This window comes from Nocardia salmonicida (assembly GCF_036142455.1).
In the GTDB taxonomy this organism is placed as follows: domain Bacteria; phylum Actinomycetota; class Actinomycetes; order Mycobacteriales; family Mycobacteriaceae; genus Nocardia; species Nocardia salmonicida.
Genome location: NZ_CP108014.1, coordinates 1,934,807 through 1,955,724 on the forward strand (window position 1 = coordinate 1,934,807; position 20,918 = coordinate 1,955,724).

A 20,918-nucleotide genomic window follows, 5' to 3' on the forward strand; every position below is an offset into this window, starting at 1 on the left:
AACGGTTCTCAGGCGCCGGTGAACTTCGCGCCGGCGATCGGAGTGGAGGCCGCGCCGTCGACGCCGACCGGGATGTCGCCCTCGAGGGTGGTGCGGTAGAGGACCCGGGTGACGTCGAGGTGGTCGAGGTCGCTGGGGGCGAGGTGCGCGGTGGCGCGGTTGTCCCAGAAGGCGATGCTGCCCTTTTCCCAGCGGAAGCGGACGGTGTAGGCGGGGTGTGAGATCTCGTCGAACAGCAACTGCAACAGGGCATCGCTCTGGGGCGGGGTCAGGCCGAGGATCCTGGTGGTGAAGCCCGGGTTGACGAACAGCACGCGCTCACCGGTCACCGGGTGGACACGCACGACAGGATGCTCGGTCACCAGCGGTGCCGCGGCGATCTTGCGGGCGTACTCGCTGCCCGCCTCCCACGGCGGAATCCGGCCACCGAAGCGGTGCTCGGCCCGCAGTCCGTCGACGAAGGTGCGCAGCGATTCCGGCAGACCGGCGTAGGCCGCGGCCAGGTTGGTCCACTGGGTGTCGCCGCCGATCTCCGGTGCGATCTCGGCGCGCAGGATCGAGGCCGCGGGCGGGTTGATCAGCGGCGAGACATCGGTGTGCCATTTGTTGGTGTAGCTGAACTTCTTGCGGCCGAACTTCTTCTCGTAGAGGCGGCTGTCGACAGCCAGGATCTCCGGGTGCTCGGTGGGCGCGTCGTCGTCGTAGGGATGCGACGGGGTGACCGCGCCGAAGCGGCGGGAGAACGCGATCTGTTCGGTGTGCCCGATCTGCTGATCGCGGAAGAACAGCACCTTGTGCCGGTGCAGCGCCGCGGTGAGCTCGTCGACCTGGGCGTCGGTGAGCTCCTCGCGCAGGTCGACGCCGGTCACCTCGGCGCCGATGTGGCCTGCGACCGGGGTGATCTCGAGGGCGTTGAGAACGCGGGGGGTTTCGATGGTGGTCATGTCGGTGGTCCTTCGTGTGAAGTCTGTCGCCGGGTTGTGGTAGTCGTCATTCCCGACAGGAACTGCTCACCACCCGCATGAACTCGATATCGAGTCGCCGGGCGCGCATCAGGCGCTCACCCGTGAATCCTGCTCGGCGAACTGGCTTTCCACCGGAGCGAGACCGTAATGGCCGCGCAGCGTGGTGGATTCGTAGTCGGTGCGGAACAGACCGCGCTCCTGCAGGATCGGCACCACGCGGTCGACGAAATCGGCCAGGCCGCCGGGAAGGTAGGGCGCCATGATGTTGAATCCGTCGGCGGCACCGGCGTCGAACCAGCTCTGCAGTTCATCGGCGACCTGCTCGGGCGTCCCGGCGAAGGTGCGGTGACCGCGGCCGCCGCCCAGCTTGCCGATGAGCTGACGCACGGTGAGGTCCTCGGATTCGGCCAGCTGCTTGACCAGCGTGAACCGGCTCTTGCCGCCCTCGATCTCGCTCTCGGCGGGCAGCGGGGGCAACGGTGCGTCCAGCGCGTGTGCGGTCAGGTCGACGCCGAGCATCGACGAGAGTTGGCGCAGTGCGTAGTCGGGCGAGATCAGGTCGGTGAACTCCTGTTCGAGAGCCCTGGCCTCCTCGACGGTGTCGGCGATGAACGGCACCAGACCGGGCAGCACCTTCAAGTCGTCGTGTGCGCGCCCGTATTTCGCCAGGCGCGACTTGAGATCGCGGTAGAACTGCACGCCCTCGTCGAGGGTGCGCTGTGCGGTGAACACGGCTTCGGCACGGTGGGCGGCGAACTCCTTGCCAGATTCCGAGGAGCCGGCCTGCACCAGCAGCGGTCGACCCTGCGGTCCACGGGGGGAGTTCAGTGGGCCGCGTACGCGGAACCGTTCGCCCTCGTAGTCGAGGGTGTGCACCCGGCTCGGGTCGGCGAAGACGCCGGTCTCGGTGTCGAGCACGATCGCCTCGGCTTCCCAGCTGTCCCACAGGGCCAAGGCCACGTCGACGAACTCCTCGGCGCGTTCGTAGCGGCGGGCGTGCTCGGGGATCGCGTCGAGCCCGAAGTTGTAGGCCTCGTCGACATTGCCGGAGGTGACGATGTTCCATCCGGCACGACCCGCGCTGATGTGGTCGAGCGAGGCGAATTTGCGTGCGAGATTGAACGGCTCGTTGTAGCTGGTCGACGCGGTGGCGATCAGGCCGATCCGCTCGGTGACCGCCGCGATCGCCGACAGCAGAGTGATCGGTTCGAACACGGTGAGGGTGTTGCGTTCGATCCGCGGGCCCACCGCGAGGGTGTCGGCGAAGAACACCGAGTCGAGCTTGCCGCGCTCGGCGATGCGCGCCAGTTCCTGGAAGTGGCGCACATCGAGCACGCGCTGTTCGTCGGTGCGCGGATGGCGCCACGCGGCCTCGTGGTGGCCGACGCCCATCAGGAAGGCGTTGAGGTGAAAGGTTCTGCCAGACATGGTGATCTCCTGATCAGGCGTTGGTCGGTGAGGTACGCCAGCGCGAGAGCCGGCGTTCCAGGGCGACGAGGGCGAAGTTGAAACCGAGACCGATCAGCGAGATCGCCACGATCCCCGCGTACATCTGCGGAATCTGGAAGTTCTGCTGCGCGGCGGTGATGAGATAGCCCAGACCGGCTCGCGCGCCGATCATCTCGGCGGCGATGAGGACCAGGATCGAGCCCGACGCGGCCATTCGGATACCGGTGAAGATGGACGGGATCGCCGCGGGCAGGATCACCTTCTGGAACAACCGCAGTGGCGAGAAGCCCAGTGAGACCGCCGATTTCACGAGCAGCGGGTCGACGGTGCGCACGCCGGTGATGGTATTGAGCAGGATCGGGAAGAACGTGGCGTAGCCGATCAGCGCGATCTTCGAGGTCTCGCCGATGCCGAGGATCAGCACGAACACCGGAAGCAGCGCGAGCGCGGCGGTGTTGCGGAACAGTTCGAGGACCGGATTGAGGAAATCCGACACCGGCTTGTACCAGGCGATGGCGATGCCGACCGGGACGGCGATCACCAGGGCGAAGGAGAAGCCGGTGACCGATCGGGTGAGGCTGGCCGAGGTGTGTTCGGCCAGCTGGCCGTTGCCCGCCAACTCGAAGAAGGCCTGCACCACCGTGGAGAACGGCGGGAGGAATACCTCGTCGACCAGACCGAACCGTGGCGCCAACTCCCACGCGCCGAGCAGCAGCGCGAAGGCGAGCAGGGGTTTGGCGATGCGAAGTGCAGTGCTGCCTCCCGCGCCGACCGCTCGGCTGAGCGCGGAGCGAGCGGCAGGCACCGCGGTGCGTGTACGCGGGGGTGCGGCCGGTGCGGCGGCGACCTCGACGGGGCGCACGAGCAGGGGGACGGCGCTAGACATGGGCGGGACTCCTGTCGGTGGACGCGACCGCCGCGGCGGCCGTGGTGTCGTCGGCGGCGAGTTCCAGGCGCTGGGCCCGGCTCACCTCGCTCTGCAGTTCCGTCCAGATCCGATGGCGGTAGTCGCGGAACTGTTCGCTGGAGCGGACGTCGATATCGCCGCTGCGGTCGATGTCGATATCGATCACGGCCTTCACCCGGCCGGGGCGTGAGGTGAGCACCGCGACGCGCTGGCCCAGATACACCGCTTCATCGATGCCGTGGGTGATGAACAGAATGGTCTTGCCGGTGGTGCGCCAGATCCGCAGGAGCTCGTCCTGCAGCGACTCCCTGGTCTGTGCGTCGAGTGCCGCGAACGGTTCGTCCATCAGCAGCACCTCGGGATCGAAGGCCAGGCTGCGGGCGATCGCCACGCGCTGCTTCATACCGCCGGACAACTCGTGCGGGTACCGGTCACCGAAGCCGGCCAGGCCGACCAACTCGAGGTAGTGCTCGGCGATCGCCTTGCGCTCCTTGCGAGCGATGCCCTTGGCCTCGAGGCCGAACTGGATATTGGCGCGAGCGGTCCGCCACGGCAGCAGCGCGTACTGCTGGAACACCACGCCGCGGTCGAGACCGGGGCCGGTGATCGGGGCGCCGTCGAGCAGGATCTGTCCGGAGCTGGGCTTGCTCAGTCCACCCAGCAGGTCGAGCAGCGTGGACTTGCCCGAGCCGCTCGGCCCGACCAGGACGAGGAACTCGCCTGCTCCGACCTCGATGGAGATGTCGTCGATCGCGGTGAACTTCTCGTCGGTGCCGCGCACGGCGAACTGTTTGCCCACCGATCGCAGCGTGAGTTTGGCTGGGGTGCCGGTCATTTCGCGGCCACCACCTCTCCGGTCGGACCGCTGGTCGGCTGGTACGTGCCGTTGGCGTAGGGGTTGTCCTTGTTGGTGAACAGGTCCGTGGCGGTGATCTTGCCCTTGGGCAGTTCGCCGTTGCGCTCGAGCCAATCGATCCAGATCTGGATCTCCTTGTCCGCGATCACCGCTCCTGGCACCGGCAGGCCGGGGCTGCGCCAGTAGTCGAGCAGCTTGAGGTTCTCGTTACGGCCGCGCTTGTTGATGATCTCGGTGAACTTGGCGACGACCTGATCACGCGGGGTGAGCTGCAGCCAGCGGGTGGCGCGCGCGGTGCCCTGCACGAAGTCCTTGACGGCTTCGGGGTTCTGCGCGATGTAGTCCTTACGGAAAACGTAGGTGCCGTAATCGAATTCGCCGAAGATATCCTTGTCGGTGAACAGCGGGTGCAGGCCTCCGCGCTCGACGGCGGTCTCACGGAATACGCTGCCGAGCGCGCCGACGTCGATCTGACCGCTGCGCAGCGCCTCCTCGGTGTTGACCGGCGGCACCACGATCAGCTGGACCTGCTTGATCTCGGCCTCGCTCAGGCCCTGCTGGTGCAGCCATTCGCGGGTGACGAACTCGTGGTGCGCGCCGAGGGTGTTGACGCCGACCTTCTTGCCGATCAGGTCACGGGCGTTGGTGATGCCGGCATTGTCGCGGACGAAGTAGCCGGTGAACGACTTGGCATCGGAGCCGTAGGAGCTCAGCACCGCTTGCACCGGGGCGCCGCCCGCGGCGAGCTTGACCACCGCGCCGTTGAACGCGCTGCCGAATTCGACCTGCTTGGTGGCGGCCGCCTGGATATTGGCCGGGCCACTGGTGGTGTCGCCCTCCCACTGAAAGCTGATCTTGGTGAAGTAGCCCAGGTTGTCGGCGAGCTCGTACGGCGTGACCTGTCCGGTCTGTCCCTGGTAGCGCAGCACGGTCTTGCCGTCGGCAGTCGTCACGGCATCGGTGCCGCCGCACGCGGTGACGACCGCGAGGACGGCGGGTGCGACGAGCGCGGCGGCGAGCGCACGCAGCGGACGTCGTCGGAAGGTAGTGGACAACATGTTTCGCGATTTCTTTCTACGGCGTGGGAGGACTGAGCGACGGGCCACAACGGGCGCACGCCGCGACGATCCACACACAAAGGGCGGATTAACGGGTATGAGAGAAAGTGGAGTTCGACGACGGAGGAATGTCGCCGCTATTTCAGCTGCGACAGAATCCGGGGGACAGGCGCATCAAGTCCACCGTACGGCGGCGAACGAGCGCGGGGGATTCGATCATGATGGGACTTTCGTGAAAGTGGTCGGCATAGGGGACGCCGCCTCGATTCAATAGTGCGTCAACAGATAACGACTCGGCAATACTGTTTCCACATCGTGAAAATCATGGTGCGTCGAATCCCTCACCTGCGGCCGCGGTATGGAAATAGGGGCTGATGCGCACCGCGATCTGATGGATGGCAGGCAGTACGGCGCGAACCAGATCGCGATCCAGACGTACCGCGCGCGCCTGCACACCGATCGCGCCCCACACCTGTCGATCCGGCCCGAGGACCGGAACGGCGATCGCGCGGATCGGTTCGTCGCTGTCGATCTCCTCGATGGCGTACCCGCGACGGCGGATGGTGTCGAACAGTTCGCCGTTGCCGCGGTCGAGTCCCGCCGTGGTGTGCGCGAGCAGCGCGTGACCGACGGCGCTGGTGCTCAACGGTCTGCGCTCCTGCGGAATCTGGTTGTGGCAGAAGTGGATCGGTGGCCGGGCCTGGAACACGGTGAGCGCCTCGTCGGCATCGGCGACACTGAGACTGACCGTGATCTTGATGCCGGCGGCCAACGCGTACAAATGTGGCGCCGCGTCGTCGAGGCCGAGCCGCGACAGCGCGGGACGGGCCAGGCACGCCAGTCCGTGCCCGATCCGGTAGCGATCGGTCGCCGGGTCCTGCTCCAACAGCCTGCCGCGCACCAGCGCCTGCGCCAGCCGGAAGGTGGTGCTCACCGGGAACCCGGCCCGCTGCGCCAACTCGCTCAGCGACAATTCCGGGTCGCCGCCCTGAAAGCAGTTCAGCACGTACACGGCACGGTCGACGGCTTGTGCACCGGAACGTGGGGGTTCGGTCGCGGTCACGGCGGCCTCCTTCCTACTCGACGGCGTGCCGAGAACTATCGTCATCGCGCTATCCAGGCGCAATGATTCGGCGCATCGGTGCGAGTAATTCATCAGGCGGCGATCGAATCCGGGTGAGAACAAACCTGTCGGCGGGGTGGGGTTGCGGGGAATCTGGAACCCGCCCTGAAGCGTCGGCGAGACAGGAAGGTCGGCGGCATGACCATCGACATCGAGGACACCCGGCGCACCGCCGCGGTGTTCGACTCCATCGACCAAGCTATCGGGCACACCCCGCTGGTTCGGTTGAACCGGATCACCGACGGCATCACCGCCACGGTGTACGTGAAGCTCGAATATCTCAATCCCGGTGGGAGCGTGAAGGATCGAGCGGCCCTGTTCATGCTCGACGCCGCCGAAGCCGCAGGGGAGCTACGGCCCGGTGGGGTCGTGGTGGAGGCGACCTCCGGCAACACCGGCATCGGGTTGGCGGCCATCGCGGCGGCACGTGGCTATCGCACGGTGGTGGTCGTGCCGGACAAGTCCAGCCGCGACAAGATCGCGCTGTTACGGGCCTACGGCGCCGAGGTTCATGTGACTCCCGGCGGTCGCCCGGTCGGGCACCCCGAGCACCTGCGCAGCGTCGGACTGCGATTGACCGAGGAGATCCCCGGCGCGTGGTTCGCGGGCCAGTACGACAACCCGGCCAACCCCACCGCGCACCGTGAAACCACCGGACCCGAGATCTGGGCCCAGACCGCGGGCGGCGTCACGCACTATGTGGCGGGCATCGGCACCGGCGGAACTGTCAGCGGCACAGGGGAATTCCTGAAGGAAGCCTCGGGCGGTCGGGTCCAGGTCATCGGGGCCGATCCCGAGACGTCGGTGTACGGCGGCGGCGACGGTCGCGCCTGGTACGTCGAATCGGTGGGGCACTACCGGCATCCGGAAACCGAACTCGACGAGTGGCCGCAGTCGTACCACACCGAGGTGATCGACCGGATCGAGCGGATCACCGACGGTGAATCGCTGCGGGTGCTGCACCGATTGGCCAAAGAGGAAGGCCTGCTGCTCGGCGGTTCCTCCGGCACCTCGATCGCCGCCGCGCTGCGGGTGGCCCGTGGGCTCGGACCCGAGGATGTGGTGGTGGTGATCGCGCCCGACTCGGGACGCGGATACCTGTCGAAGTACTTCGACGACGGGTGGCTCGGGCAGTTCGGGTTTCCGTTGCTCGCGGCACACGGTGAGCCGACAGTCGGTTCGGCGCTCGGTGTGGTCGAGGGCGCCCGGTCGGCCGGGACAGGTTCGTCGGTGCTCGCCGAGGCACGATTGCTCCCGTCGACGGCGACCGTGTCCTCGGTGCGCGGGGAACTCGCTTCACGCCTATCGCTTCCGGTCGTCCTCGCCAGGCAGACCGCCGGGCCGGTGGTGGTCGCCGAGGTACTCGGCACCGCGACACAGGCCCGGCTCGTCGGCGCACCCGATGAAGATCCGATCGAGGCGCATCTGGACCCGCCGCCCGCGTTCGCCGGCACCACCGAGCCGGTGGGTACGGCGGTGACACGGCTCGCCGACTATCACGGTGAGGTGCTGGTCGTGCACGAAGGCCGAGTGGTCGGCGGGGCCGACGCCGCCGCGTTCGTTGCCGCTGTCGTGAGCGCGGGTGCGTCGTGAGACGCGCTACCTGGGCCGTGCTGGGGGCGCTGGCCGACGCACGCTCGGCGCTGTGATGGCGACGGTAGCGATGGGTGGTGAAGACATCCACTGGAGTGGGCGCCGGTGGTGGGATCGGGTCGTGTGGTCGGCGAATCGGCAGGTGAATCCGCCTTCGGGGTCGGCGAACGAGCCGCGCGAGCGCGAACCGGAATGGGAAAACGCGCTCGCCGCCTCGGTGTTCGCCTGGACGGCCTTCCTCGGTGGATAGTGCCGCGCGAGCCGGACCGCAACGACCACCCCGTCTCAGTAGGCTGCCCGCCGATCTGGCGGACGACACCTATCTGCTCAGCTGGGTGATTCTGTCCGCCGACGGCGGGCGCGTCGATCGAATCGCAGCGATGCGATCGGTGGTGCACTGCCCAGCCGGGCGCGCGGGACCCGACAGCGGGAGTTCGCAGGTCAGGCGTCGGATTCCTCGTCGGTCGGGTGCGGGGTGGTGGTGCCGGACAGGCGGATGACGCCCGCCTCGAGGTCCAAGTCGAGGTGGGGTTGGCCGTTGGAGTCGCCGCTGCCTTCGTTCTGCAGCTTCTTACCTGGGAAGAGTTCGCCGATGATGCCCACGAGGTTCAGGATAGTCGCGGTAGCGACCTGGCCGCTCGCCGTGCGGCGGGGTCACGGCCGCTGGTCTGCCGGGCTCGGTGCGCGAAGTTCGGCTTCGAGCATGGCGACGATGCGGTCGAGTAGGGCTTCGAGGCGGGACTCGATGCCCGCGCCGTTGCGTGCTGACACGGTCAGGTGGGTGTGGCCGTCGAATTCGGTCAGCCCGAACAGCAGGGGCATGGCGATGCTGTGCTGAGGCAGGACGAACAGTCCGGTCGGGCGGAAGCCGGGCACGGCGAGTTCCGCCGCGGTGAAGCGACCCATGTGGGACACGGTGGCCGAGGCCAGGTTTCGGCCGAGGCGGGCACCGAGCCAGTTCGTGGTGCGCAGCACGGCGCGGTTGATCGGGTCGGGTACGAGCGTGATGCGGGTGTTGGCGAGTTGATTCAGCTCACGCCGTTCGCGTAGCCCTGTCTTGATCTGGTCCTTGATCGCGGTCCATTCGCGGCCCGGCTCGATATCGAGGAACAGCGGGAGCGCGAGGTTGGCGGTGGAACGTAGCGCGGGGTCGTGGCGACGGAGGTCGACGGGCATCATGATGCGCGAGATGCCCGGGGTCTCGGCGGCCAGCAGGGCGCAGACGCGGGCCAGCGCGCCGGGCCCGGCGGCATCGATGCGCCGATGACGCAGCAGATGGGGTGCGAGATCGCGATGCTGTCTGCCTCGCCCGACGGCCGCGCGGTAGCGCGGGACCATCGGCGTCGGCCTGCCCGGTGCGCCGACTCGCGCCACGAGCTCCTGGTCGGCGACCGGATCGAGGTGGGGAACGAGGTCCTCGCCGCGCAGTGCGCGCAGCACATTGGTCGCCCACGCGACCATGCCGACGCCGTCCATCACGCCGTGGAAGACTCGGAAGATCAGCGTCGTCGACGCGCCGGTGAGCAACAGGACCTCGACAGTGGTGTCGGGGGTCGGCCCGATCTCACCGGTGAGGACCGGGTCGGTCTCGAGCGCGGGGTAGCTCAGCCGGTGGTCGGATATCACGCGCACCGCCGGCGCGATCTCGCTGTCGATCCACTCGCCGCCGTGGCGTCGCAGTCGCGCGCCGGGAGTGACCGATGCCGCTGCCGATACCGCTGTGCGCAATGACTCCGGTTCGATGTTGCCCTCACCGGGAACGACCAGCTGCATGAGGAACGGCGGTGCCAGCTCGCGCATCGGGAAATACATGCGCTCGGTAGTCGACACCGGCCGACGAAAAACGTTGCTGCCGTTCATGATTACCTTCTGCGAGTCGGTAGTTGCGGGTGCGTTACTGCAGATCTTCGGCGAGCGCTTCGATGCCGCCCTGCTGGTCGAGCCACGTGAGGAAATCGGTGAGACCGGTGTCGCGATCCACGACGGGCGTGTAGCCGAGATCGCGGTGAGCCGCCCCGGTGTCGTAGGTGGCGGTGCGCGTCATCAAGGCGACGGCATAGCGCGACAGGGGAGGCGACCAGCGATTCGCCACAGCCGGTATGCGCCAGACGGTTTCGATGGCCGCGACCACCGCCGCCAGTACGCGAGGGTTCGGTCGGCGAGAAGGCGGTCGATACCCCAGCCGGGTCGCGACCTCGCCGAGGAATCCCCAGACGTCGGTCTTCTCGGCATCGGCGACGAAGTAGGCCTTGCCGCCCACCGCGTCCGAGGTCAGCGCCAGCAGGCAGGCGTGCACGATATTGTCCACATGGCACAGCGAGGCCTCGATGGTGCGACCGTAGGACAGGTCGGGCAGGGAGCCCGCGGCCGTCCGGTCGAGCAGCCGAACGATCGGTCCCGAGCGGTCCCCGGCGCCCCAGATCGCTCTCGGGCGCAGCGCCACCGTCGTGAATTCGGGTGTGTCAGCGGCGAGTACGGCTCGCTCGGCCGCAGCCTTGGTTTCGGAATAGTGGTTGAGGTAGCGGCTCGGATATGGCAGCGATTCGTCGACGTCGACCTGATCGCCGCCCTTTCGCTCCATCAGAGCACTCGGACTCGAGATGAAGACGAACCGGCCCGCGCCACCACGTCGTGCCGCGTCGAGCAGCAGTTCGGTGGCACGGACGTTCTCGGTCCAGAAGCGGGCCCTGGTGCCGCGTTCGTCGACCCGCGCGGCGCTGTGGATCACCACGTCCATCCCGCTGGTGGCTCTGCTCAGCGAGGCCGCGTCGGCGAGATCGCCGTAGACGAGCGTGACGCGCGCCGCGGCGGGGCCGAGATCGTCGAGAATGCTGGTGCGCCGGACCAGGATCGAGACATCGTGGGTGCCCTCGGCGATCAGCGCGCGCACGATGGCGCCGCCGAGGAATCCGGATGCGCCGGTGACCAGGATCTTCATCGTCGCGAGTCCAGTTTCTTCGTGGCCCAGCGGGCGAGTTGTTCGCGGCCTATCTTGGCGTTGTGCCGGATATCGACCGGGAAGCGCGGGTGTACGAGGAATTCGCGGATCGGGACGAGCGTGTCGAATTCGGCAGCGCGCGTGCGCAATCGGGTGAGTGCGGCCGCTGCGTCGGCGCCGGGTTCGAGCTCTACACAGAGCGCCGGTCGCTGGGTGCCGGGGGCGCCGACGCCGACCAGCGCCGTGCGTGCGACTCCCGTCACCGCGTTGAAAACCTGTTCGACCTGCACTGTGAACATCGGGCCGCGCGCGGTGGTGATCCGCTGGCTCTTGCGCCCGCAGAACCAGATTCGCCCCTGCCCGTCGAGCCATCCCAGATCGCCGGTGCGATGCCAGATCTGCTCGCCGTCGGTGATCTTGCCCGCGGTGTTGGCGTGCGCGGGCCAGTAGTAGCGTGTGCTCACATTCGGGCCGGCGACCACGATCTCGCCGACCTCCCGCGGGCCGAGTTGTTCGGTGTCGTCCCAGGTCTCGACCGGATCATCGGTGATGGCGAGCAGCCGGACCCGTACCCGATCGGTGGGTCGACCGATGCAGGTGCCCTCGCCGCTCTTGGCTCGCTCGACCAGACCGGCGAGCAACTCCCGCGATTCGATGGTCGACATGGGCAAGGCCTCGGTCGAGCCGTATCCGGCGTAGATCTCGACATCGGGGCGCAAGACTTCCCGCAAGCCCGCGACACACCAGTGCGGAACGGGAGCACCACCGGAGAAGATGCTGGCCAGCGACTTCACGTCGACCGGATGCGCGCGCAACCGTTCCAGCAAGGGAATGAGCACGGCGGGCGAGGCGAACATGGTGCGCACGCCGAAGCGCTGGATCGCGTCGACCACGTGTGCCGGGTCGGTCGAGCCGACCTTGCTCGGAATCAGCGGTGGCAACACGCATCGCGATCCGAGGAGCAGGTCGAGGACGCCGACCAGTGGCAGTGTCACCAGGGAGGTGTCCGGTGGTGTGTGCCCGCGGGCGGCGTGTACCTGTTCCACCATGGCGGCGAGATTGCCGTGGGTCAGCTCGACGGCTTTGGCGGGACCGGTACTGCCGGTGGTGAAGCCGATGATCAGCAACTCGTCCGGATCGGCGGGCACACGTACGGGCAGAGCGCCGGTCGGGGTGCGGCGGTACGAGGCCAGCGTGGGTCCACCCCAGAACCAGCGGCGCCCCACGGTGAGGGTGGTGCGCACCCGCCGGAAGCTGCGCGGAAACAGCACCCGCAGAGCGTGCGCCTGCGGGATGCCGATGAACGCTTCCGCTTCGACCGCACGCAGGCAGTGCACCATGCGACGCACGCCCATGCCCGGATCGATCACCACCGGTACGGCGCCGATCTTCAACAGTGCGAACAGGATCGCGTACAGCTCCGGGCTCGGCAGCACGAGCACGATCGTGCGGGTGCCGCTGCCGACCCCGGAGTCGGTGAGATGTTCGGCGATGGCGTCGGACCAGCGATCGAGGTCGCGGTAGGTGATGCTGCGGTACTCGGGTAGCCCGTCGGCGGTCGAGCCGTCGGGATGGATGACCGCCTCGCGGTCGGGCTCCTCGCGGGCGAGTTCCCGGAATCGGTCGATGGTCTGCCAGTAGGTGGCCGTCCTCACGCGGTGGTGTCCGTGGGAAGTCGGTACAGCGTCGCGGCCGCGGACGGGCCCGCGCCCGCCGCGACGAACAGCACATGGGTGTAGCCGACGAGCGTGCCCTCGGCGCTCGCGCGCGCGTAGGCCAGCGGCAGCGCGGCGGTGTGTGGGTCGCCGTCGGACAGGTCGGGTACCCGCACCGCGTCCTGGTCGATGCCGAGCGCGTCGGCGAGCCGCTTGGGGAAATGCGGGCTCGGGGTGGAGGCGATCAACGCGACGAAGGCGCCCTCGAAATCGGCGAGCGCGGAGCGGGCGACATCGGTGGCGACCGTGAGGATTCGGTCCTCGAAGTCGGGTTCGCGTTCTACGGTCATCAGTGCGCGGCCGACGGTGCCCATGGCTTCGGTATCGACATAGGCCTGTCCCGCGGGAGTACCGGGCGCGGTGGCGGTGTGGACCGGACCGAAGCCCTCGGGGCCGTCCACCTGCTCGAGCAGCAGCGCCGCGCCCGCGGTGGCGTAGGGGAATTCGGCGTCGGCGCTCGACCTCGTCATCGAGGGATGGGTGTCGCCCGCGACGATCAGGACGTGCTCGGTACTGCCGGTCGACAACACCGAGCCCGCCACCTGCACGGCATTGACGACGCCGACCGCGCCGTTCATCAGGTCGAAGGAGAATGTCCGCGGATCGGACTTCGTGTAGTCGAGCCCGACGCCCGCTGCCTTCTGGATCAGCGCCGCCACCGCCGGTTCGACGGTGTTCGAGTCGCGGAAGATGCCGGTATTGATCAGCACGCCGACCTGGTCGGGCCGGACGCCGCCCTGTTCGAGGCACTGCCGGGCGGCGCGGCCGCTGTGTTCGACGACGCTGTGGGTGTCGGTGGATCTGCTGGTTCCGGTGGAACGGATACGGATGCCCATGGCGAAAACCTCAGACCTTCAGGGAGGAGATGGTGGTGGACAGGAAGCCCGCTACTACGCCGGACGCGGCCGGAACCATGAGCAGTTTCGATCCCGCCGCGATGTTCTCGTCGGCCAGCTGATCGTGCAGAACGATGAAATGCGAGGTGGTGGAGGTGTTTCCGTACTTCTCGATCACATTCAGATCCGGCGGCATCTCGGCACCGAACTCGCGGGCGGCCACCGCGTTGATGTATGGAACCGCGGAAGCGCCGAACTGGTGATGGATGATGTAGTCGAACTGCTCACCGGCGAAGTCGCGGCCCTGCTGTTCGAGGAAGGTCCCCTGGGCGTCGGGCCAGAGCATAAACCGCGCTTCGTTGTGCATCTTGCGGTTGTCGGTGTAGAGCGCGACGCCCGAGGACTTGTCGCTCGGCATGCCGAGGCACAGGTGCGAATGTTCTGCGGCAGTGAACAATTCGACGTAGTGGATCTTGTCGGCGTCGTCGACCGCCCGGTCGAGCACGACCGCGCACCCGGAATCGCCCACCGACAGCGAGGCGAACTGCAGGTCGTACTTCTCCGAGATCTCGTTCACCGCGGTCTCGGCGATGGGGGTGATCGCCTCGCCGCTGACCACCATGCCGTTGCGCACCACGCCCGAGCGGATCATCCGATCGAGAATGTATGTGCCGGTGAGCATTCCGGCGCAAGCGTTGGAGACGTCGAAGGTGATGGCCCGCTCGGCGCCGAGGGACTTGGCGATCGTCGAGGCGAACGAGGGCTCCATGTACATGCGGGTGCCGTCGTTGCTGCGGGTGATCGAACAGGAGATGATCACCTCCAGCTCGCCCGGGGCGTAGCGCGAGCGGGCCAGGCAGTCCTGCGCGGCGTTGACGGCGAGGGTGAACGAATCCTCGACCGATTCCGGTCGGGTGTCGCGCACGCGGCGTTCTTTCACGCCGGTGATGCGCTCCAGATCGAATGCCGGTGGCGTTTTCAGCCGGGAGATCAATTCGGTGGTGGACAATATGTTCGACGGAAGATATGCCCCGATGGATTCGAAACGCGAATGCGACACGTGAGCTCCCGGATGCGGTCGAAGAATGGTGTCCCGGACGATTTCTGATCGCCGGTGGAACCGAACCCTACCGGTCCCGGACACGCGCTGCGAGCAGTGATCCAGCACACCGGACGGCACGATTTATTGTGTGCGACAACATGTTACGGAAACTACGGCAATCCGGGAAATGCGCACATACTGCCAGGACAGGTGACTTCGTGCGCGTATCGGCAATGGTTGGGCTATCGATCACTCAGGTCGTCGACGCGGCCGTGCGGTGCTGCAGAACGGTGCTCGCGCAGTGAGTGACCTCACGATTGTTTACACCGTCGAATAAATTGCGCGCAGAGCGGTCTTGTCTTCGGAGCACAAGTGTCCGCGCGAAGTTTGGCTGCCGGACTAACTTCCCGAGCCGACGACGCGAGCCAGCCGCCGGTGCGAATCCAGCCGCGCCGCACGATCGAAAGTGCTGGTGTGGACGAGGATTTCGTCGGCGTCGGTGCGGCCGACCAGGTTCTCCAACGCTTCTGCCACCTGGTCCTCGGTGCCGTGGATCTGATTGCCGAGCGCCTGCTCGAAGTGATGGCGCTGCCGGTCGGTCATCGTCGCCGGGTCGATCTGTTCGGGTGGGATCAGCGCGGGGAACTCGCCGTGCGTGCGCGAGTAGGCACTCGACCACGCCTCGGGGAGCAGGAGTCGGTGTGCCTGTTCGGTAGAGTCGGCGATCACCACCGCCGCGGAGACGACGACATACGGTCGTGGCACCCGAGCGGTGGGCTGGAACAGAGTGCGGTACCGCTCGATCGCCTCCACCATGGACTGTGTGCCCGCGATCGGGGCGATCACCAGCGGCAGCCCGAACCGCGCGGCGCGCTCGGCCCCGGAACCGGTGGCAAGGAGGAACGTCGGCACGTCGGCGCCTTCCGCGGAGACGGCGTGCACGCCCTGCCTGCCCGCCTCGAAGTAGTCGAGGACCTCGATCAGGCGCGCGTCGAAATCGTCGGCATCGTCGAGATCGTGGCCGAGTGCGCGGCGTACACCGTCGGTGAATCCGACCGAACGACCCAGGCCCATGTCGATACGTCCGGGGAACAGTGATGCGAGCACGCCGAACTGCTCGGCGACGACGAGTGGTTGATGATTGGGCAGCATCACCCCGCCGGTGCCGACGCGGATTCGCGCGGTGGCCGCCGCGACCGCGGCGGCGAGCACGGTCGGCGCGGTTCCGGCGACACCGGGAACGCTGTGATGCTCGGCGACCCAGAACCGGTGATAGCCCCACTGCTCGGCCAGTGCCGCGAACGCGACTGTCTCGCGCAGGGCGGCGGCGTGGTCCTGCCCGCGCCGCACGCGCGAGCGGTCCAGGATCGAGAAGCGAACCGATTCGAGTGCCATATCAGTAGTCAACGTCGAAGACGCGCGGCGATTCCGTGGCGGTGACACGCGCGGGTGATCTTCGCAGGTTTAGATCGGTACCAACCCTGGACCAACCTTTCGCAACCATAGTGTGCCCCGAGCGCGATCACCGGCGAGAAAACTGCGAGGAGTGCACCATGGTTCGACATCCCAACGGCCGCAAGGTAGATCATCGCCACCGTGCGGTCGAGGCCAGCGATGACGCGCTGCGCGTGCTGCGACTGCTGCTCGAGATGCACGGCCCGGTGGTGCTGTACCTCGCGCCCGATACCGATGGGTACACGCCGATCTGTGTGCGGCGCAGTGAGTTCCGTCCCGGCGCGGGTGACGTCCTGGCCGGCCAGACGGCATGGCACACACAGTTGTGGATGGCGGAGCGATTCCATGTCGGCTTCGACGACATCGATGTGCGGATCGAGGTGCGCAACCGTCCGCAGCGAGGTTCTGCTTCCCTGGAGGCGACGTGCGGGTTCCGGTTCGCCCTGCGCGTCGACAACATCGATGCCGCTGCCGAATTCGCCGAGGAGGCCTCCTAGTCGCTCACCAGAAGCGCGGAGTCAGCCCCCAGCCGGCGAACTCCGCGGCCAATAGCTCGCGCAGAGCCGCACGGGTCGGGAAACGGTCGGGGTCGCCGCCGGTGACCACCAGCGTCACGGTGTCGTCATCGCAGGAGAAGGCGAGATTGACGCCGACCTCTACCTGACGGAACAACTCGACCGGGCCGGGATTGACCACCGGACGCATGATGACGTCGCGCGCCCGGTGCGGGCCGAGGACCGCGATGTTCTGTGCCGTGCGACCCATGTTGGTGCACAGGCACTCCGGCGCCTTCGCGGTGCGGGCGAACTTGTGCAGCACCACCTTCGGCAGCAGCATCTGCACCGGTTGCAAGTGCTGGATGGGCGGGATGGTCGTGGGATCGCGGTAGGCCAGGCCCGCCGCCTTGAGCGCGGCGCGGACGGCGGGCAGATCGGCGCGTTCGCCGACGCGGTAGCCGACACTGATCGGTAGTCCGGTGGTGGCATTGGCCCGGCGGTCGTCGGCCTCGCGCATCGAATGCGGAATGTCGACGCGGACCTCGGCGCCGTCGGCGATCCGGCCGCTGCGGCCGAGCAAGCCGACTGCGACGCCGATCAGCAGACCGTTGGTGGTCCCGCCGTGTGCGGCGGCGACGGCGTCCCATTCGGCGAGATCGAGCTGGACGATCGACTCGGCGGCCTGCCAGGTGTCGGCATGCGGTAGACGCGGGGCGGTCGGGCGGGGATTGCGGGCCGGTTCGCTGACGCCGCGGGACCGGCGAGCCGCGCGGACTCCGCGAGCCACGGCACGCAACTGACCGCGGGCATCGGCGAGGTCGGCGGCGAAACGGCCTCTGCTCGCGACCGGGCCGACGAGTCTGCCCGCACTGGCCGCGCGGTCGGGTGACTCGCCACGGTTGAGCCGGTCCAGCGAGTCGACGATCGCGTGCATCATGCCGCCGCCGTCACACGCGACATGGGATGCGACCAGGGTGACCACGGTGCCACCGGATTCGGTCGGCGCGCCGGCCAGTTGCCACACCAGTCCGCGTTCCGGGTCGAATTCGACGGCGGCCTGCTCCAGGAACCAGTCGAGTACCCCGTCGTCGGAAATCGGCGTGTCCGACCAGCGCAGCGGCAGGGATTCGGTGGCGGGCTCCCAGTGCGCTCGGGCGATCGGGAACCAGGTGGTGCGGACCCGGCGAGCGATGAAACCGGTCGCCAGGTGTGCGTGCCACCGTTCGAGCAGATCGCGCCCCAGCGGGGCGTCGAAACGGTAGGCCAGCTGATTGACCAGGGCGTTGGGGTAGAGGCTGTGCAGTTTGAAGAACAGGTCGTCGTCGGCGGTGATCCGGTTGAGGCCGGTGGGACCCGCGGCCACCGCTGCGGCGGAGGTGACGGAAGGGGAAGTGACGGTCATCGGGTACTCCTCATCGGGAACGGAGGGTGCGCACGGTCAACGGCGCGAAAATGGCGACCACGACTACCGAGGCGACCAGTGACCACAGGGCGTCGGCGCCGACGGTGCCGTCGGCAGCCAGCGTGCGCACCGCGGAGACCAGGTAGGACACCGGATTCAGGTCGGACACGTGGCGCATCCAGGTCGGCATGGCTTCCTCGGGCACCAGCGCGTTGGAGGCGAAGCCGAGGAAGGTCAGAACCAGCATCGACATGCCCTGCACGGCGGCCGGGCGGGCGATCGTGGCGCCGATGAAGGCGAACAACCAACTGATAGCGGTTGTGGCGACTACGACCAAAACAGCACCGGCCAGGAATCCGGCGGTGTGCTCGGGTCGATAGCCCATGCAGAATCCGACGATCACGACCGTGGTGGCGGCGATGAGATAGCGCACCGCGCCCGCCAGCAACGTTCCAGCTACCGGCGCTGAGCGGGCGATCGGCATGGCGACGAAGCGATCGAAAACACCCGAGTGGATGTCCTCGGAGAGTTGCACGCCGGTCGCGACCGAGGAGGTGAGCACGATCTGGACCAGCACGCCCGGAATCATGATCGGCAGGTAGGCCGCCGTACTGCCCGCGATGGCGGTGCCGAAGATGCTGCCGAAGAGCACCGGCCCGACGATCGGCAGCAAGATGGCGTCGTAGAGCAGCTGTGGGCTGTGCCGGAACGTCAGCAGTCCGCGCCACGCCATCATCAGCGAATGCTGGAGCGCGGCAAAGGGACTGACGCGGGTCACGCGCGGCGCGCGCACGACCTGAGTGGGGGTCGGGGCGGTCTCGACGGCGAGAGTCATTGCGGGCCTCGATTTCTCGCGTAGGGCGCTCACGCCACGTCGGCTCGGTCGGCGGTGTGGGTGTGTCCGGTCAGCGCCAGGAACACCTCGTTGAGATCGGGTCGGTCCACCGCGAAGCCGCGCAGGGCGATGCCCGCGTCGCGGCAGGCCGCGACGATGTCGGCGGCGATGGTGACCTCGGACAGGGCGACGGTCAAGGTGCCGGTCGACGACCCGTCGGGGACCTCACCGGTGATGTCCTGGATCAGCGACTCGGCGCGTCGCAGGTCCGCGGTGTCAGGGATGTCCAGGCGCAGAACCTGGTCACCGATCGAGGATTTCAGCTCGGACGGGGTGCCCTCGGCGACGAGGTTGCCCCGGTCGATGACCGCGATCCGGTCGGCGAGCGCGTCGGCCTCGTCGAGGTACTGAGTGGTCAGCAGTACCGTGGCCCCCCGCTCGACCAGGCCACGCACGATGCCCCACATGCGTTCTCGGGTGTGCGGGTCCAGGCCCGTGGTCGGCTCGTCGAGGAAGATCAGCGGTGGCACAGTGATCAGGGTCGCCGCCAGGTCGAGTCGTCGCCGCATGCCGCCGGAGAACGCGCTGACACTACGGCGTGCCACCGACGAGAGCTCGAACTGCTCGAGCAGTTCGTCGCAGCGCCCGGCCGCGTCCTTGCGTGACAGCCCGAGCAGGCGACCGAACAAGCGTAGATTCTCACCGGCGGTAAGGGTTTCGTCGACCGAGGCGTATTGACCGGTGAGCCCGATCATCGACCGCACGGCCGTGGCCTCGGAGACGACGTCGTAGCCGAACACCTCGGCGGTGCCACGATCCGGTCGCAGCAGTGTGGCCAACATTCGCACCGTGGTGGTCTTGCCCGCCCCGTTGGGGCCGAGCATCGCGAACACCGAGCCGGCCGCGATCTCGAGATCGACGCTGCCGACCGCGGTGAAGTCGCCGTAGGACTTGCCGAGTCCGCTGGTGCGGACGGCAATTTCGGTGCTCATCCGAGCCTCCCGGCGTGGTCGAGGGGTGCTGTCGGAAATGGTTGGCGGACCAGGGATTCCACCTCATCGGCGGCCCTGGGCACGCCGTCGCCGGAGAACCGGCTCGCATAGTCGGCCACCCGCGATACCACACGCGGTGCGGCCACCAGGTCCAGCAGCGCGGTGAGCCGACGCTCGCTGAGCTCGGCGGCGCGCATGGTGCCCGCCAGGCCGAGCCGAGCCAGCGCGCGACCCCAGTACGGTTGATCGGCCTGGATCGCGCAGATCACTTGCGGCACACCGGCTCGTAGCGCGGCGGCTGTCGTTCCGGCGCCGCCGTGATGGACCGCGGCGACGCAACGTGGGAACACCGTGGCATGGTCGAGCTGTTCGACGATCGCCACCTCCGGTGTCAGGACGGGTTCGATGCCGGCCCACCCGGCGGCGAGCAGCAGGCGCTGCCCACGCCGCGCGCACACCGCACGCAGCACGGCCATCAGCGCCGCCGGATCGCCGACCGCCATCGAGCCGAAGCCGACATACACCGGTGCGGGCCCGGCGTCGAGCCACGCGTCGAGCTCGGCGTCGACCGGACCGCCGAGGTATCCGTCGACGTCGACGGCGAACCCGACGATCGGGTGCCGATCCGGCAGTTCGGCCGCCAACCCGGGAAACAGGTCGACGTCGTATGCCTGGATCGAGACCCGTTCCGGCAGAGGATGTTCCACGACTCCGAACTCGGAGAAGGGCAAGGCGAGCGCGGCGTCACGCGCCCACCTCAGCGCCGACCAGATGCGACGGTTGAGCGCACCGGGAATCCGGGCCCCCCACTCGGTAGGTATCACCGGGACCGAGCGATTGGGGTGGATCGGGAAGAAGTGCACCGCGGCCAACGGCAAGCCGACTCTTCGCGCGACCTTCTCCGCCGTCTCCTCGCCCGCCATCCCGGTGACCAGCACATCGTGACCGGGCGCGAGGACGTGGAGTTCGCGCAGCGCGCGGGCCACCCCGCGCCGCTGCAGGGCCAGCACCGCGCGCACTCGTTGGCGCGGGTCCGGACTGCGGAACCGCTGATCGCTGTGCTGGGTGTACAGCAATTCGGCACTGTCGCGGCCGAAACCGACCGCGGGAATGCCGTGGGTGGCGGCGAATTCGACGAGATTGGGCGAGAGCGCGAGTGTCACGGAATGCCCGCGAGCCAGCAGCTCGCGGGCCAGCAGGATGCCGGGTTGAGCATCGCCGCGGCTTCCGGTGAAGGCCAGCAGTGCGCGCATTG

20 protein-coding genes are annotated in these 20,918 nt (G+C 67.9%); 3 read left to right on the plus strand and 17 right to left on the minus strand.

The genetic code is table 11. The annotated features are described in order from the left end of the window. Positions 1-8: 8 nt before the first annotated feature. The 6 genes from OHS03_RS09135 to OHS03_RS09160 all read right to left on the minus strand — a co-directional run bounded on the left by OHS03_RS09135 (position 9) and on the right by OHS03_RS09160 (position 6,298). Positions 9-944 carry a TauD/TfdA dioxygenase family protein gene (locus OHS03_RS09135; RefSeq protein ID WP_328662327.1) on the minus strand — a complete coding sequence of 312 codons (936 nt, stop codon included), beginning with the start codon at positions 942-944 and terminating at the stop codon, positions 9-11. 108 nt (positions 945-1,052) lie between these two features. Beyond that, on the minus strand, positions 1,053-2,393 hold the full coding sequence (locus tag OHS03_RS09140; protein WP_328662328.1) for an LLM class flavin-dependent oxidoreductase: 1,341 nt from the start codon (positions 2,391-2,393) through the stop codon (positions 1,053-1,055). Positions 2,394-2,406: 13 nt separating this feature from the next. Then, entirely contained in the window at positions 2,407-3,300 is an 894-nt protein-coding gene (locus tag OHS03_RS09145; RefSeq protein WP_328662329.1) for an ABC transporter permease, read from the minus strand. Next, complete coding sequence (locus tag OHS03_RS09150) at positions 3,293-4,156, minus strand: ABC transporter ATP-binding protein (protein ID WP_328662330.1); 864 nt, start codon at positions 4,154-4,156, stop codon at positions 3,293-3,295. Before OHS03_RS09150 ends, OHS03_RS09145 begins: the two co-directional genes overlap by 8 nt. Further along, complete coding sequence (locus OHS03_RS09155; RefSeq protein WP_328662331.1) at positions 4,153-5,235, minus strand: ABC transporter substrate-binding protein; 1,083 nt, start codon at positions 5,233-5,235, stop codon at positions 4,153-4,155. The genes OHS03_RS09150 and OHS03_RS09155 overlap by 4 nt, the downstream gene beginning before the upstream one ends. A gap of 322 nt (positions 5,236-5,557) precedes the next feature. Continuing rightward, positions 5,558-6,298 carry an IclR family transcriptional regulator gene (locus tag OHS03_RS09160; protein ID WP_328662332.1) on the minus strand — a complete coding sequence of 247 codons (741 nt, stop codon included), beginning with the start codon at positions 6,296-6,298 and terminating at the stop codon, positions 5,558-5,560. Between the two features lie 198 nt (positions 6,299-6,496). On the opposite strand from OHS03_RS09160, the gene OHS03_RS09165 reads away from it, so the two are divergent. Continuing rightward, positions 6,497-7,951 carry a PLP-dependent cysteine synthase family protein gene (locus tag OHS03_RS09165; protein ID WP_328662333.1) on the plus strand — a complete coding sequence of 485 codons (1,455 nt, stop codon included), beginning with the start codon at positions 6,497-6,499 and terminating at the stop codon, positions 7,949-7,951. A 52-nt stretch (positions 7,952-8,003) separates the two neighbouring features. Next, the gene (locus tag OHS03_RS09170) at positions 8,004-8,201 is read left to right on the plus strand and encodes a hypothetical protein (RefSeq protein WP_328662334.1); all 198 of its coding nucleotides are present in this window, start codon (positions 8,004-8,006) and stop codon (positions 8,199-8,201) included. A gap of 191 nt (positions 8,202-8,392) precedes the next feature. Here the strand turns inward: OHS03_RS09170 and OHS03_RS09175 are convergent, their stop codons facing one another. The 7 genes from OHS03_RS09175 to OHS03_RS09205 form a co-directional block, all read right to left on the minus strand. Continuing rightward, positions 8,393-8,554, minus strand: coding sequence for a hypothetical protein (locus tag OHS03_RS09175; protein WP_328662335.1), 162 nt, complete (start codon positions 8,552-8,554; stop codon positions 8,393-8,395). 51 nt (positions 8,555-8,605) lie between these two features. Beyond that, positions 8,606-9,811, minus strand: a complete 1,206-nt coding sequence (locus OHS03_RS09180) for a peptide synthetase (RefSeq protein WP_328662336.1) — start codon at positions 9,809-9,811, stop codon at positions 8,606-8,608. 34 nt (positions 9,812-9,845) lie between these two features. After that, on the minus strand, positions 9,846-10,889 hold the full coding sequence (locus tag OHS03_RS09185) for an NAD-dependent epimerase/dehydratase family protein (RefSeq protein ID WP_328662337.1): 1,044 nt from the start codon (positions 10,887-10,889) through the stop codon (positions 9,846-9,848). Next, a complete protein-coding gene (locus OHS03_RS09190) occupies positions 10,886-12,544 on the minus strand; it encodes a fatty acid CoA ligase family protein (protein WP_328662338.1) in 1,659 nt (552 codons plus the stop codon). Before OHS03_RS09190 ends, OHS03_RS09185 begins: the two co-directional genes overlap by 4 nt. Then, positions 12,541-13,440, minus strand: coding sequence for a hypothetical protein (locus OHS03_RS09195; protein WP_328662339.1), 900 nt, complete (start codon positions 13,438-13,440; stop codon positions 12,541-12,543). The genes OHS03_RS09190 and OHS03_RS09195 overlap by 4 nt, the downstream gene beginning before the upstream one ends. 10 nt (positions 13,441-13,450) lie before the next feature. Further along, positions 13,451-14,500 carry a 3-oxoacyl-ACP synthase III family protein gene (locus OHS03_RS09200; RefSeq protein ID WP_328662340.1) on the minus strand — a complete coding sequence of 350 codons (1,050 nt, stop codon included), beginning with the start codon at positions 14,498-14,500 and terminating at the stop codon, positions 13,451-13,453. A gap of 381 nt (positions 14,501-14,881) precedes the next feature. Continuing rightward, entirely contained in the window at positions 14,882-15,877 is a 996-nt protein-coding gene (locus tag OHS03_RS09205) for an MsnO8 family LLM class oxidoreductase (protein WP_328662341.1), read from the minus strand. Between the two features lie 158 nt (positions 15,878-16,035). On the opposite strand from OHS03_RS09205, the gene OHS03_RS09210 reads away from it, so the two are divergent. Continuing rightward, positions 16,036-16,434, plus strand: coding sequence for a DUF779 domain-containing protein (locus OHS03_RS09210; RefSeq protein WP_056817566.1), 399 nt, complete (start codon positions 16,036-16,038; stop codon positions 16,432-16,434). Between the two features lie 4 nt (positions 16,435-16,438). Here OHS03_RS09210 and OHS03_RS09215 read toward each other — a convergent pair whose 3' ends face one another. Genes OHS03_RS09215 through OHS03_RS09230 form a run of 4 tightly spaced genes read right to left on the minus strand, consistent with a single transcriptional unit; the run spans position 16,439 to position 20,916 of the window. Next, entirely contained in the window at positions 16,439-17,836 is a 1,398-nt protein-coding gene (locus OHS03_RS09215; protein ID WP_328662342.1) for a hypothetical protein, read from the minus strand. A 10-nt stretch (positions 17,837-17,846) separates the two neighbouring features. After that, positions 17,847-18,671 (minus strand): ABC transporter permease, encoded by an 825-nt coding sequence (locus OHS03_RS09220; RefSeq protein WP_328662343.1) that lies wholly within the window; start codon positions 18,669-18,671, stop codon positions 17,847-17,849. Between the two features lie 29 nt (positions 18,672-18,700). Beyond that, positions 18,701-19,663, minus strand: a complete 963-nt coding sequence (locus OHS03_RS09225) for an ATP-binding cassette domain-containing protein (protein WP_328662344.1) — start codon at positions 19,661-19,663, stop codon at positions 18,701-18,703. Continuing rightward, positions 19,660-20,916: a glycosyltransferase gene (locus OHS03_RS09230; RefSeq protein ID WP_328662345.1), complete on the minus strand. Its 1,257-nt coding sequence runs from the start codon at positions 20,914-20,916 to the stop codon at positions 19,660-19,662. The genes OHS03_RS09225 and OHS03_RS09230 overlap by 4 nt, the downstream gene beginning before the upstream one ends. Positions 20,917-20,918: the final 2 nt, after the last annotated feature.